At 62.8% G+C, this 12929-nt stretch carries 14 protein-coding genes; 8 read left to right on the top strand and 6 right to left on the bottom strand.

Annotated elements, in window-relative coordinates:
- Nucleotides 1-45: 45 nt before the first annotated feature.
- Entirely contained in the window at nt 46-321 is a 276-nt protein-coding gene (locus tag AC1RTB_RS10715) for a hypothetical protein (RefSeq protein ID WP_492881422.1), read from the bottom strand.
- 205 nt (nt 322-526) lie between these two features.
- Here AC1RTB_RS10715 and AC1RTB_RS10710 point away from each other — a divergent pair, with 205 nt between their 5' ends.
- Entirely contained in the window at nt 527-1774 is a 1248-nt protein-coding gene (locus AC1RTB_RS10710; protein ID WP_492881423.1) for a BtaA family protein, read from the top strand.
- Nucleotides 1771-2436 (top strand): SAM-dependent methyltransferase, encoded by a 666-nt coding sequence (locus AC1RTB_RS10705; RefSeq protein WP_492881424.1) that lies wholly within the window; start codon nt 1771-1773, stop codon nt 2434-2436. The genes AC1RTB_RS10710 and AC1RTB_RS10705 overlap by 4 nt, the downstream gene beginning before the upstream one ends.
- On the opposite strand, the gene AC1RTB_RS10700 is transcribed toward AC1RTB_RS10705, so the two are convergent.
- Nucleotides 2429-3814 (bottom strand): serine hydrolase domain-containing protein, encoded by a 1386-nt coding sequence (locus AC1RTB_RS10700; RefSeq protein WP_492881425.1) that lies wholly within the window; start codon nt 3812-3814, stop codon nt 2429-2431. The genes AC1RTB_RS10705 and AC1RTB_RS10700 overlap by 8 nt on opposite strands.
- Before the next feature lie 233 nt (nt 3815-4047).
- Between AC1RTB_RS10700 and AC1RTB_RS10695 the strand changes: the two genes are divergently transcribed.
- Both AC1RTB_RS10695 and AC1RTB_RS10690 read left to right on the top strand, forming a co-directional pair.
- Nucleotides 4048-4851 (top strand): glycoside hydrolase family 25 protein, encoded by an 804-nt coding sequence (locus tag AC1RTB_RS10695; RefSeq protein ID WP_492881426.1) that lies wholly within the window; start codon nt 4048-4050, stop codon nt 4849-4851.
- A gap of 187 nt (nt 4852-5038) precedes the next feature.
- Nucleotides 5039-6274, top strand: coding sequence for a lytic murein transglycosylase (locus AC1RTB_RS10690; protein ID WP_492881427.1), 1236 nt, complete (start codon nt 5039-5041; stop codon nt 6272-6274).
- 147 nt (nt 6275-6421) lie between these two features.
- On the opposite strand, the gene AC1RTB_RS10685 is transcribed toward AC1RTB_RS10690, so the two are convergent.
- Nucleotides 6422-7642: an alanine racemase gene (locus tag AC1RTB_RS10685; RefSeq protein WP_492881428.1), complete on the bottom strand. Its 1221-nt coding sequence runs from the start codon at nt 7640-7642 to the stop codon at nt 6422-6424.
- 159 nt (nt 7643-7801) lie between these two features.
- On the opposite strand from AC1RTB_RS10685, the gene AC1RTB_RS10680 reads away from it, so the two are divergent.
- Nucleotides 7802-8698 (top strand): DMT family transporter, encoded by an 897-nt coding sequence (locus AC1RTB_RS10680; RefSeq protein WP_492881429.1) that lies wholly within the window; start codon nt 7802-7804, stop codon nt 8696-8698.
- Between the two features lie 353 nt (nt 8699-9051).
- Here the strand turns inward: AC1RTB_RS10680 and metF are convergent, their stop codons facing one another.
- Both metF and AC1RTB_RS10670 read right to left on the bottom strand, forming a co-directional pair.
- Entirely contained in the window at nt 9052-9963 is a 912-nt protein-coding gene (metF, locus tag AC1RTB_RS10675; RefSeq protein WP_492881430.1) for a methylenetetrahydrofolate reductase [NAD(P)H], read from the bottom strand.
- The gene (locus AC1RTB_RS10670) at nt 9963-10973 is read right to left on the bottom strand and encodes an ArsR/SmtB family transcription factor (RefSeq protein WP_492881431.1); all 1011 of its coding nucleotides are present in this window, start codon (nt 10971-10973) and stop codon (nt 9963-9965) included. Before AC1RTB_RS10670 ends, metF begins: the two co-directional genes overlap by 1 nt.
- A gap of 119 nt (nt 10974-11092) precedes the next feature.
- Between AC1RTB_RS10670 and tsaA the strand changes: the two genes are divergently transcribed.
- The 3 genes from tsaA to AC1RTB_RS10655 all read left to right on the top strand — a co-directional run bounded on the left by tsaA (nt 11093) and on the right by AC1RTB_RS10655 (nt 12269).
- A complete protein-coding gene (gene tsaA / locus AC1RTB_RS10665) occupies nt 11093-11602 on the top strand; it encodes a tRNA (N6-threonylcarbamoyladenosine(37)-N6)-methyltransferase TrmO (protein ID WP_492881472.1) in 510 nt (169 codons plus the stop codon).
- Nucleotides 11599-11913, top strand: coding sequence for a DUF2293 domain-containing protein (locus tag AC1RTB_RS10660; protein ID WP_476783488.1), 315 nt, complete (start codon nt 11599-11601; stop codon nt 11911-11913). Before tsaA ends, AC1RTB_RS10660 begins: the two co-directional genes overlap by 4 nt.
- An 86-nt stretch (nt 11914-11999) precedes the next feature.
- Nucleotides 12000-12269 (top strand): toxin-antitoxin system YwqK family antitoxin, encoded by a 270-nt coding sequence (locus AC1RTB_RS10655; protein WP_492881432.1) that lies wholly within the window; start codon nt 12000-12002, stop codon nt 12267-12269.
- A 3-nt stretch (nt 12270-12272) separates the two neighbouring features.
- Here the strand turns inward: AC1RTB_RS10655 and AC1RTB_RS10650 are convergent, their stop codons facing one another.
- Nucleotides 12273-12890, bottom strand: a complete 618-nt coding sequence (locus AC1RTB_RS10650) for an MOSC domain-containing protein (protein ID WP_492881433.1) — start codon at nt 12888-12890, stop codon at nt 12273-12275.
- Nucleotides 12891-12929: the final 39 nt, after the last annotated feature.

Below are 12929 nucleotides of genomic sequence, written 5' to 3'. Positions count from 1 at the left end.
AAAGGCCGGAGCCTTAAAGCTCCGGCCTTTCCTCCTCCCGCTGACTTACTGCGCAGGGGCAGCCGGCTCTACAGGCTTGGGCTGCATCGTGTCGTGGTTCTGCATATCGCCGCTCGTGCCTGTCTCAGGCGTCGGCGTGATGCCCTGGGTTGTTGATTTGTCGACCGCCGGTGGCGAGGCCTGAGGCGTCGCCGGTGCCGGCTGCTCGGTTGCAGGCGGCTTCACGCTCTCGGTGGTCGTGCTGTCGGTCTTGTTGTCGCTACAGGCTGCAATGCCAAACAGCGCGATGGCAGAAACAGACGCGAGAATGAGCTTTTTCATAACAATCTCCTTTCAAAAACGGCCCGCCAGGCGGGCTGTCGGAGAGAAAATGCATGGGACGCCGGCCGGTTTCATAACGTTCGGAGTCCGTTTGTCACATTTCTGGCCGCGCGCCCTGTCGTGCCGCCGTCATCGCCGCGTCACCGCGCTGTCACGCCGGTGCGCTACCCGCTGCACCAACAACGAAGCGGGGAATCGCATTTCCATGACCGACGTTTCCGGAGAACTTGTCTTTCGTGGCGGCAAGAAAGTTGGCAAGGCTGTCTATCAAAACCCAGCCCTTTCCAGGGAAGGACTGTCCGAGCGGCTGTTTGCCCTTTTGTTTTCCGGCCTTGTCTACCCCCAGATATGGGAAGACCCCGATGTCGACATGGAAGCCATGCAGCTCACCGAGGGCCACAAGGTCGTCACCATCGCCTCCGGCGGCTGCAACATCCTCGCCTACCTCACCCGTTCGCCGGCAAAAATCGACGCTGTCGACCTCAACGTGGCCCACATCGCGCTCAACAGGATGAAACTCGCAGCGGTCCGCCATCTGCCCGCGCAGGCCGATCTGTTCCGCTTCTTCGGTGAGGCCAATGTCGAGCACAATTCGCACGCCTATGACCGCTTCATCGCACCGCATCTCGATCCTTCGAGCCGGCGCTACTGGGAAAGCCGCAACTGGCGCGGCAAACGCCGCATCGCCACCTTTGACGGTAATTTCTACAAGACCGGGCTTCTCGGCCTGTTCATCGCTGCTGGCCATCGCGTGGCCAAACTCTACGGCGTCGACCCTGCCGCTATCATGGCCGCCGGCAGCCAGGAGGAGCAGCGCCGCTTCTTCAACGAGAAGATCGCACCCGTCTTCGAACGCCCGATGCTGCGTTTCGTCACCTCGCGCAAATCCTCATTGTTCGGCCTCGGCATCCCGCCGGCGCAGTACGACTCTCTGCTGACCTCAGGCGACGGTTCAATGGCCGGCGTGCTCAAGGCGCGCCTGAAAAAGCTCGCCTGCGATTTCCCGCTCGAAAACAATTATTTCGCCTGGCAAGCGTTCGCGCGGCGTTATCCTCAGCCCGGCGAAGCCGCCCTGCCCGCCTATCTCGAACAGGCCCACTACGCGACGATCCGCGACAATGTCGGTCGTGTCGGCATCCACCACGCCAACTTCACCGAATTCCTCGCCGGCAAGGACGCCGCCACGACCGATCGCTTCGTCCTGCTCGACGCGCAGGACTGGATGAGCGACGCCCAGCTCAACGCGCTGTGGACCGAAATCACCCGCACTGCGGCACCCGGCGCCCGCGTCATCTTCCGCACGGCCGCCGAGCCGAGCCTTTTGCCCGGCAGGCTCTCGCCCGCCTTGCTCGACCAATGGACTTACGAAGAAGCGCAGTCGCGCGACTTCACCGCCCGCGACCGCTCGGCGATCTATGGCGGCTTCCACCTCTATGTGAAGAAGCCGCTATGAGCGCGCCCGGGCTTTCGGCCAGCCATTCCGGGCTGATGGACCGGGTCTACCGGCATCAGCGCCATTTCTACGACCTGACGCGGAAATATTACCTGCTCGGCCGCGACCGCATGATCGCGGAACTCGATCCTCCGGCCGGCGGCACGGTGATGGAACTCGGCTGCGGCACAGGTCGCAACCTCATCCTCGCCGCCCGCCGCTTTCCCGATTCGCATTTTTACGGTCTCGATATTTCCCCCGAGATGCTGGCGACCGCCAGGGCCTCGATCGCCAAGGCAGGTTTGTCCGAGCGCATCACCCTGGCGCAGGCCGATGCGACCGCGTTCGATGCTGACGCCCTATTCGGCAAGACAGGGTTCGACCGCGTCTTCATCTCCTACGCGCTGTCGATGATCCCCGGCTGGGAACGCTCGGTTTCCGCAGCCCTTGCGGCGGCCAGCGGCTCCGTCCACATCGTCGATTTTGGCCAACAGGAAGGCCTGCCCGGCTGGTTCCGCAGCCTGCTCAAGCGATGGCTCACGCGCTTCCACGTCACCCCACGCGAAACCCTTGCCACCGAGATCGCCCGTCAGGCCCGCGCGGCAGGAAAAAGCTTTCGCTTCGTCGCACTTTATCGTGGTTACGCCTGGCTTGTCGTTGTCGGCGGACAGAGGCCTATCTGAGCGCCACAACCAGCGCCGCCAGCATGGCTTGCGGCTTGTAGTGCAGCTTTGATGGCGTAAGGCCCAGTCTGACAACCACCAGATTAGCCGAAGGCACGATCGCCACCGTCTGCCCGTCATGGCCCTGCATCCAGAACGCATCGGCCGGCAGATCGAAGCTGGCATCGGGATTGCCACCCGGCGGCGTGCCGCCCTCGGGCCCGCGCAGCCAGAGCTGGCCACGACCGTATCTCCCGTTCGATGCCGGTGCCTTTTCGCGCATCCACCCGACATAGCCCTCCGGCAGGATGCGCGCGCCATTCCATACCCCGTCCTGCAGCAGGAATTGGCCGAAGCGCGCCCAGTCATGCGCAGTGGCGTAGAGATAGGATGAACCAGCGAAGGTGCCGCGCGCGTCAGCCTCCAGCACGGCACTGGTCATGCCGAGCGGTCCAAACAGCTTTTCGCGCGGCCAAGCCAGCGCCTTGGCGGGATCACCCACCGCGTCCTGCCACAGCCGCGACAACAAATTTGTTGTGCCGCTGGAATAGGAAAAGACCTTGCCGACCTCATGCGCCAAAGGCTTGGCTTCGGCGAAACTCGCCATGTCGGGTTCGAGATAGAGCATGCGGGTCACGTCCGCGACGTCGCCATAATCCTCGTTGAACTCAAGCCCGCTCGACATCGCCATCAGGTCGGCAAGGCTGATTTTGGCGCGCCCATCCGCCTGCCACGGCGCAAACAGCGCGGCCTTGTCGACCGACATCTGGCCCTCGCCGACCAGCGTGCCGATGATCGCGGCTGTCACCGTCTTGGTCATCGACCAGCCGAGCAGCGGTGTCGCAGCGCTGAAACCCTCGCCGTAGCGTTCGCCGACGATCCTGCCGTTCTGGACGACGACTGTGGCACGCATGCCGGGGCCGGCAAGCGCCGCATCATCAAGAATCGCGTTGATCGCCGGATCTTGCGACGCCTCGACCCGCTCGCCTTCCGGCCACAGCGCCTCGCCATTGGCGGCAGGCGCTGCCGGAACCGCCCCAAGGGCTGCGGCTTTCAGGTCGCCGTCCGGCACCGTGCTGCAGCCAGCCCCTTCATGGGCAACCGCCAAGCCCTTGCCGAAGATGCCGAACAGCCCGGCGCGCACAGTGCCTGCACTCTGGTCGACATGAACCGACATCAGCCTGAGCAGCGGATGTCCTGGCGCCTGGACATCATCGGCAAGCACCTGATTGGCGTCGCGGCCGGCAAGGAAAACGTTGGAACAGACGATCTTGGCGGCATAGCCGGAACCGACGCGGATCAAATCGGGCGGCGCGAAATAGAGCCAAGCGGAAAGACCGGCGACCGCCAGGACCACGAGGCCAACCACCCATTTGAGGATACTGCCCGCTACGCGCATTGCTTCCCCCACCCCGGCATCATGGTTCCGCCATGGAATTGCCGTCATTCCTCACGCAAATCTTTGAGGCTGTCGAGCGCGATCAACGGTTTATCAACCATGATCGGCGACGATCACCAGAGGGGATAGGCGGTGTCTAGGGGAAACCGCTGATCCATCGAAGTAGAAGCTGGCCACATGGCCAACCCCATAACGACAAGCTCTGACCGGCTGTGCTGGTCCAAGGAGAAGTAATGCGCCGCGTTTCGGCTCTTGTGCTGCTCGCCTTCCTCGGCGCCTGCTCGACTGTAGACACCCTGTCGCTTGCCCCTGCTGGCAAGTCGACAACCATGGCCAGCGTATCGGTCAAGAACCCGCGCTTCAGCGACAGCGATCCGCACCAGTGGGAGAGCGGCGCGCCCTGGACCTACGCGATCCACGGCACCGATGTGTCGAAGTACCAGACTTCGATCGACTGGGCCAAGGCCAAGAGCAGCGGCATCTCCTTCGCCTTCATCAAGGCGACCGAAGGCGGCGACCGCGTCGACGACTATTTCGGCGAGCACTGGCGCGAGACCAAGGCAGCAGGTGTGCCGCGCGGCGCGTATCATTTCTACTATTTCTGCCGTCCGGCGGCCGAGCAGGCAAGCTGGTACATCAACAACGTGCCGAGGGAAGGCTCTTCGATGCCGCCGATCCTCGACATGGAATGGAACCCGCAGTCGCCGACATGCAAGCTGCGTCCGCCTGCCGCCACCGTGCGTAGCGAGATGAAAATCTTCCTCGACATCGTCGAGAAGCATTACGGCAAGAAACCGATCATCTACACCTCGATCGACTTCTTCGAAGACAACAACCTGTCGACGTTCCCGGGCTATCACTATTGGCTGCGCTCGGTGGCAGGTCATCCGACCTCGCGATACGGCAGCCACCCCTTCACCTTCTGGCAATACACCGGCACCGGTGTCGTGCCGGGCATCAAGGGCGACGCCGACATCAACGTGTTCAACGGCACAGAGCAGCACTGGAAGAAGTGGCTCGCCGCCAACACAAAATAGCATTTTCCAGGTACCTCGGACTGCACCTCCGGGCTGCGCATTTCGCATGGCAGATGCGACAAGAAGAGGGGGTGCGGCCCTCGCCCCGTTTCTGTAGAAAGCGCGGCAAGACATTGAGCTGGCCGTCCGGCTGCTTTCGCTATTGGGCGAAAGCCTTGACGTGACGGGCCAAGCAGGAGAGCTGCCCATGAAACTGCTGAGCAAGGCGCTGGTCGCCGTACTTTTGACCACTGCGGCCGCGCCTGCGATCGCCCAGGATACCGCTGCCGTTCCCCAGGGCGCGCCTGCGGCAACCTCGGAATGCGGCGACGATTTCGTCACCTGGAAGCAGAACCTCGCCAATGAAGCGCGCGCCGCCGGTGTCGGCGAACAGGGGCTTGCTGCTCTGGCCAACGCGGCGCTCGATCCGAAGGTGCTGGAACGCGACCGCGCCCAGGGCGTCTTTGCCCAGACCTTCACCCAGTTTTCCGAGCGCATGGTCAGCGACTATCGGCTCAAGCACGGTGCCGCCAACCTGCAGAAATATGGCCAGTACTTCACCATGGCCGAACAGGAATACGGTGTGCCCGGGCCGGTGATTGCCGCCTTCTGGGGACTGGAGACCGATTTTGGCGCGGTGCAGGGCAACTTCAACTCGCTCAACGCGCTGGTGACGCTGGCGCATGACTGCCGCCGGCCTGACCTGTTTCGGCCGCAGGTGATACCGCTGATCACCTTGATCGACCGCAACGTCCTGCCAGCAGACGTCAAGGGTGCATGGGCCGGCGAAATCGGCCAGACCCAGATCCTGCCCACCGACTATCTGGCGCGCGGCGTCGATGGCGATGGCGATGGCATTGTCGACCTGCGCAACAGCGCACCCGACGTCATCTTGACCACCGCCAAGAAGATCCAGTCGCGCGGCTGGAAGCGTGGCGAGCCGTGGATCGAGGAGGTCCGGGTTCCCGCCGAGATGGACTGGGAACAGACAGGCCGCACCAACAAGCAGCCGCTGACCACATGGGCCGACATGGGCGTCACCATGCGTGATGGCAGCCCGCTCAAGGACAATGGCCTCAAGGGCGCAATCGTGCTGCCGATGGGTCGCAAGGGTCCGGCCTTCCTGACCTACGACAATTACGATGTCTATCTCGAATGGAACCAGTCGGCGACCTACACGCTGACCGCAGCCCATCTTGCTGCCCGTCTCGCCGGCCAGCCGGCTTTCGATCGCGGCAATCCGGATGCAGGCCTGACTGGCGATGCCATGAAGCAGCTTCAGCAGAAGCTTGCCGACAAGGGCTACGACGTCGGCGGCATCGACGGTATCCTGGGCACCAACACCCGCGAAGCCATCCGCCAGGAACAGATGCGTCTCAAGCTGCCTGTCGACGGCTGGCCGACGGACGAGCTTTTGGCAGATCTTCAGGCGAGTAGCGAGTAGCGAGTAGCGAGTAGCGAGTAGCGAGTAGCGAGTAGCGAGTAGCGAGTAGCGAGTAGCGAGTAGCGTAGATCGGAGCTGCCAAACGGCAATTCAAGCCGCGTTGCCCTGTTCACTACTCACTATTCGCTATTCCCTATTCGCTCCCTTTCAATCCGCCATCGTCTCCAGGCTGGCCAATCCGACCGGCGCCTCGCCCTCGTCGAAGGGCGTCGTCACCTCAACGAAAGTGTCGGGGTAAAAGCCGTTGAAACGGGTCCTCAGCGACAGCGAATAGGCGCCGATATGGCCGATTTCGATCCAGTCGCCGGTGTCGATCGTCTCGGGCAGCCAGAATGGCCGTGACAGGATGTCGACGGAATCGCAAGTTGCCCCGCACACCTTGAACGGCACGATCTTGCCGACGTCGCCGTTGCGCGTGCGGATCGCCGGATCTGGGATGAAACGCGCCGGCAGCGTGATCTTGCCGGTCCACGAATCCGACAGCGACGCCCAGATGCCGTCATTGATGTAGATGCGCCTGCCCTTGCGCAGCAACACGCGCACGATCAGCGACAGGCAGCGCGCCACGATCACCCGGCCGGGCTCGGCCACCAGCGGCATCTCGTCGAAATTATATTCCTTCAGATCGCCGCGAAAGCGCGACATGATCTGCCCGATCGAGGGCATCACCGGCTTCTTGCTATTGGGGTCATGACCATATTCGGCCGGAAAGCCGCCGCCGACGTCCAATCCGGCAAGATCGAAGCTGACACGGTTGCGCACCCAGTCGACCGACGCAAGCGCGCGCTCATAGGTGTCGGGGTCCTCGATCTGGGAGCCGACATGGAAACACAAACCGACCTTGTAGCCATTGCGGTTCAGCCGTTCGGCGAGCTCGACCGCATAGGCTGGCCCCGCGCCGAACTTCTTCGACAGTTCATAGGCCGCCGACCCCTTGGTCTGCACGCGCACGAACACGGTGATCGCGCCAGGGTCGATGTCGAGCGCGCGCACCACGCGGCTGAGCTTGGTGATCTCGTCTTCGTGGTCGACGGCGATCACCCTGATACCGTAGGTCTCGAGCGCCAGCCGGATGTCGGACTGCGCCTTGACCGGGTGCATGTAGATCATCTCGGCGTCGGAGGAGACCTCCCTCACCGCCGCGAACTCGCCGGGTGACGCCACGTCGAACATCGTCACCCCGGCCTCGACCAGTGCCTTGAGCACGATCAGCTCGCCATTGGTCTTGACCGCATAGGCGGTCTTGCCGGGGAACATCTCCATGAAGGCCCTGGCATCGGCTTTCAGCACCTCGGGCCGGAAGCAATAGACCGGAGCATCCGGACGGAGCGCCAGTGCTGCCTCGCGTGCATTGTCGAATCGCTGCATGGAAGCTCCTCGTTGCGGGCCGAAATCTAAACCAAGCGGACAGCGATGCAACCCGAGCGAGTTTTGGCAGGAGCGTTGCGTCACCTGTTGGAATCGGGTGGCCCTACCCGAGAATCGCGCGTAGCTGTCGAATGTGACAAACCCAAGAAGGAACGCGACATGTCGGCAAGAGACTGGGCCAAGCTTCTGTTGCTGGGCGTCATCTGGGGTGGTTCGTTCTTCTTTGTCCATATAGCCGTCGGCGAAATCGCGCCGCTCAAGCTCGTCTTGTTCAGGGTGATGATCGCGGCCCTGGCGCTGCACGTCTATTTGCTTGTGCGCGGTCCGTCCTTCCGCCCCGCATTGCCGCTGGCCGGCACCTTGTTTGGGTTGGCGCTGCTCAACAATGTCATCCCCTTCTCGCTGATCTTCGCCGGCCAGACCGAGATCGGCGCCGGCCTCGCCTCGGTGCTGAATGCGACAACGCCATTTTGGACCCTGATCGTCGCCAACATGATGACATCAGACGAGAAACTGAACTGGAACAAGCTCGCCGGCATCGCGCTCGGCATTTGCGGTACCGCCGTCATGATCGGCCCCGGCCTTGTTGCCGGCCTCGGCGGCCCGGTGTGGGCCAAGCTGGCGCTGATCGGCGCGGCACTGTCTTATGCCTTCGCGCTGATGGTCGCGCGCCGCCTCAAGGGCGTGCCGCCGGCAATCGTCGCCACCGGCCAACTCACCGCCTCCACCATCATGATGATCCCGATCGTGCTCATCGTGCATGGCACCGGCGGTTTGTTTGCGGCCAGCGCCGGCGTATGGGCGGCGGTCTTTGCGCTTGCGCTGTTGTCGACGGCTTTTGCCTATCTGCTGTTTTTTGGGCTGGTCGCGTCTGCGGGCGCCACCAACACCTCGCTGGTCACGCTGATCGTGCCGGCGAGCGCCATCCTGCTTGGCGTGACCTTCCTTGGCGAGCGTCTGGAAACCTTCGAACTTGGTGGCATGGCGCTCATCGCACTCGGGCTCGTGACCATTGACGGGCGCCTTTTCAGACGCTGGGCAGCAGCAGCCAGCTGAAAGTTTGCCACAATTTCTCCACAGCCGTTACGAGCGCATTTGGCAAATAATTCCAAAGGCTAAGACGAGAGAATGCGTCGTAATTCTCACAATCTTGTCGCAATGCAGCACATTTTTTTCTTGTGTGTGGCCGAAATGACCCTAAATTCCGCCCTGTGACTTGCGCAGAGGAGGCTATGCATGGGACTGACTAGGTCAATCAATGCACTCATGATTTGCGCCGCGTTCGCTTTTATCGGCGCGCTCATTGTTGGAGCTCTTCCATAGGCCGCGCAGACGGCGGAAGACGATAGCACCTCTAAGGTGGAAAACTTCGAAAAGGCCGGGATCAAAATCCCGGCCTTTTCAGTTCCTCAGGCAGCTGCCGAGCTTGGCGCTGCTTGCGGGCGGATGCCGATCATGTGGCACACGGCAAACACCAGGTCCGCCCGGTTCATCGTATAGAAATGGAAGTCGCCGACGCCCCGCTCGACGAGGTCGTGCACCTGCTCGACAGCAACCGCCGAGGCGATCAGCGCATGCGTCTGCGGGTCCTTGTCGAGCCCGTCGAAACGCTCGGCCAGCCATGCCGGCACATGCGCGCCGCAGCGCGAGGCGAAATTCGCCACCTGCGTGAAGCTGTGGATCGGCAAGATGCCCGGCACGATCGGAATGTAGATGCCAGCCTTGCGGGCGCGCTCGACGTAGCGCTCGTAGAGATCGTTGTCGAAGAAGAACTGGGTAATCGCACGCGTCGCACCATTGTCGACCTTGCGCTTGAGCATGTCGAAATCGGTGGCGAAGTCGGGGCTCTCGGGATGCTTTTCCGGATAGGCCGACACCGAGATGTCGAAATCGCCCTGCCCCTTCAACGCTCCGACAAGCTCGGCACCGTTGGCATAGCCGCCGGGATGCGGCTGATAGGCTGCGCCCACGCCTTCTTTCGGGTCGCCGCGAAGTGCTACGAAGCGTTTGACACCCATGGCCGCGAATTCGGCGATCACCTGCTCGACCTCTTCGCGGGACGCGTCAACACAGGTCATGTGCGCTGCCGGCGTCAGCGTCGACTCCTCGAGGATGCGCTTGACCGTGCGCGCGGTGCGCTCGCGCGTCGTCCCACCCGCACCATAGGTCACCGACACGAATTGCGGATTGAGCGGCTCAAGGCGCTTGATGGTGTCCCACAGCCGCGCTTCCATGTCGTCGTTCTTCGGCGGGAAGAACTCGAACGATACCTTGACCCGCTCGCCGATATTAGAACGCCTGGACAGCTGGTATTGGTTCATCAGGCGGTTTCCCTTGCGGCTTGTATTTCAGGATTGGGGTCGGCGATCAGCAGGCGGCGGTCGCGCGCCAGCCACAGCTTGACGGTGAGGCTCGCCTTGTTCGAGGAGCCGCGCGGTTCGAACTCTTGCGTCTCCTCAAGCTCCAGCCCAGCCTCGGCCAGCCAGTCGGCGATCTGCCGGTCGGCAAAGCCAAGCCGTGCATGCGCATGCTCGGAGCGCAGGAAATCGAGCCCATGGGGGGCGAAATCGACGATCACCAGCCGCCCGGCGGGGCGCAGCAGGCGCGCCGCCTCCTGGATGGCGCGGGCCGGATCGTCGAGATAATGAAGCACTTGGTGTATGGTCACCAGATCGAAGGCGTCGCGCTCGACCGGCGGCGAGAAGATGTCGCCCTGGCGCACCTGGGCGTTGGCGATGCCAGCCTTGTCGAGATTGGCACGCGCCACCGCCAGCATCTCACGCGACTGGTCGATGCCGACACCACGGCGATAAAGCGGCGCGAAGATTTCAAGCAGCCGGCCCGTGCCGGTGCCGAGGTCGAGCATCGACTGGAACGGACGCTTGCCGACAAGCTTCAAAAGCGCCGCCTCGACGGCGCGATCGGCAACGTGCAGCGAACGGAGCTCGTCCCAGCTCGCCGCATTGGCGCTGAAATAGCGCGCGGCGCGCTCCTGGCGCTTGTGCTTGACGTCTTCGAGGCGCTCGAAGTCGCGCACCACCTGGCTGTCGGCCTTGTCGATGCCCGAGACCAACCCTTGCACAAAGGCGCGCGCCTGGTCGGCATCGGACAGGCGGAAAAATGCCCAAGAGCCTTCCTGGTAGCGGTCGATCAGGCCAGCCTCGAGCAGCAGCTTGAGGTGGCGCGACACACGCGGCTGCGACTGGCCGAGAATCTCGGTCAGGTCGGAGACGGTCAAATCGCCGCGCGAAAGCAGCGTCAAAATGCGAAGGCGGCTGGATTCGGCCGCCGCCTTCAAGGTATCTACCATCGTGTCGAGTGCGACGTGCATCGGCTTCGGTTCTCGCCAAAAGACATAAACATATCTTTATGTGACGAAACGAATGATTGCAACGCCCAATGTCGCATGCGGGCAAGAAAATGGCGCGACCGTGGGAGGATGCCATGCAGATGTTCGAGCAGCGCGAGGGCGAAGTGGCGCTCACCAGCGACCCGGCGGCCATGCCGGCCGATGCCAACCTCGTCTTCATCGGCAGCATCACCTCACCATGGAGGCTGCGAGAGGACTGCCCCAAGAACATGAATGCCGCGCGCGAAAAGGGCGGCGGTGCCACGCTTTTCATCGACCAGCCTTATCGGGCCGGCCTTGCCGGTCTTGCCGGCTTCAGCCACGTCGTAATCTTGAGCTGGTTCGAACAGGCGCCGCGGAATCTGATTGTGCAGAAACCGCGCCATGCATCTGAAGCCAAAGGTGTTTTCGCGCTGCGCTCCCCTGCCCGGCCCAACCCTGTCGGCCTGCATATCGCCGGCATCGTTTCGATCGACATCGAGGCCGGGCGCATCGAGCTGGACGCCATCGATGCGCTCGACGGCACGCCGGTCATCGACATCAAGCCGTACTTTCCGTCTGTCGATGCGTTCCCCGATGCCACGCGTCCGAACAAAGGCGGCAGCGAATGAACCCGCCCACCGGGCGCCGCCGCGCCATAGGCAAGGCGCTCACGCTGCTCTTGCCGCTGGCACCTTACGCCGACACCGAGGCAATCAGGGCGGATGCGCAGGCCAAACACATGAAGACGCTGCCGCCGTCGATTGCGGTGTGGCTGGCCACCGTCGCCCATATCCGCCACGCCCACACCGACTACGAAAAGCTGCTGTCGGAAGGCTACGACCGCGATTCCGCGCGTTTCTTCATCCTCGACGAGATCAATGCCGTGCTGACGCGCTGGCGCGCCACGCGCCTGCTCGACCCCGACGACGAGGACGTCTGAAGCGCCACCACAGGCACCGCTTGCCCGACAAAGCCATTTCTGGTTTCCTCGAATGGGCGGCTAATTTGCTGTGAGGAGACATGCGTATGGCGGAAAGCACCGAACCATATCGCCACCACCACAAGGACGGCAGCCTGTGGGTTGTCGGCCAGACCAGCGCTGGCCAGGCCGAAGGCTACTGGGAATGGTTTCGCAAGGACGGCACCAAGCTCCGGTCCGGCCATTTCAGCAACGGCACCCAGGTCGGCGAGTGGACGACCTATGACAAGTCGGGAAAGGTCTACAAGGTCACCACGATCAAGGCAGCAACAGCCTCGCGCAGCAGTCCTCTGACCGATGCCGGCCTGCCGCGCTGAGCACTATACCTGATAGATCCACTGCTCGGGAACGCGCACCGACACCTCCTCGCCTGAGGTGATTGTTCCAGGCTTCTCGATCCAGGCGACAAGCCCACGTAGGCGCTTGGCAACCCTTGGGAACAAAAGCGAGCCGGCATCGTGGTCGGCCATGCCGGCATGTTCGGCGACCGAGCGTCCGGCGAGGCGGCACGGCGCGTTCTGGCCGTCGATCTTGATTGTCACGCCGCCCTTGAAGAACAGCATCGTGCCCGACGGCAGCATCGACAGCATCGGCACGCCCTCAAGCACAAGATTGGCGCCGATCCACTCAGGCTTGATCTCGGCCAGCCCCATGCGGTTGGCGATGATCGCCATTTCGTCAGGCGCAACGATGGACAACTGGCGCTCGTTGCGCATTTCGGTGCCGCGCGGATACCACGGCTCGCGTCCGCCCGAGCGCCTGGTGTGTCCGGCATGGAAATCGCCGTCGATGCCCTCGAAGCCAAGCGGCAGCGTCTCCACCGCACGCGTCACGAAATGATCGAATGGAGCTGTATAGACGCCCGCCACGCGCGCAATAAGCTTCCTGCCCGGCAAAACCTCGGGTTCGCCTTCCCTGTGCATCGTCGGATCGAGCATGTCTTTGCCTCGCAATTTGAGGCGGCACCATGCCGATCG

The sequence above is a fragment of the Aminobacter sp. GW821-FHT11F06 genome (assembly GCF_058808215.1).
The sequence above is the reverse complement of the archived record's forward strand: the minus strand, read 5'-3'. Positions and strand labels throughout refer to the sequence as shown.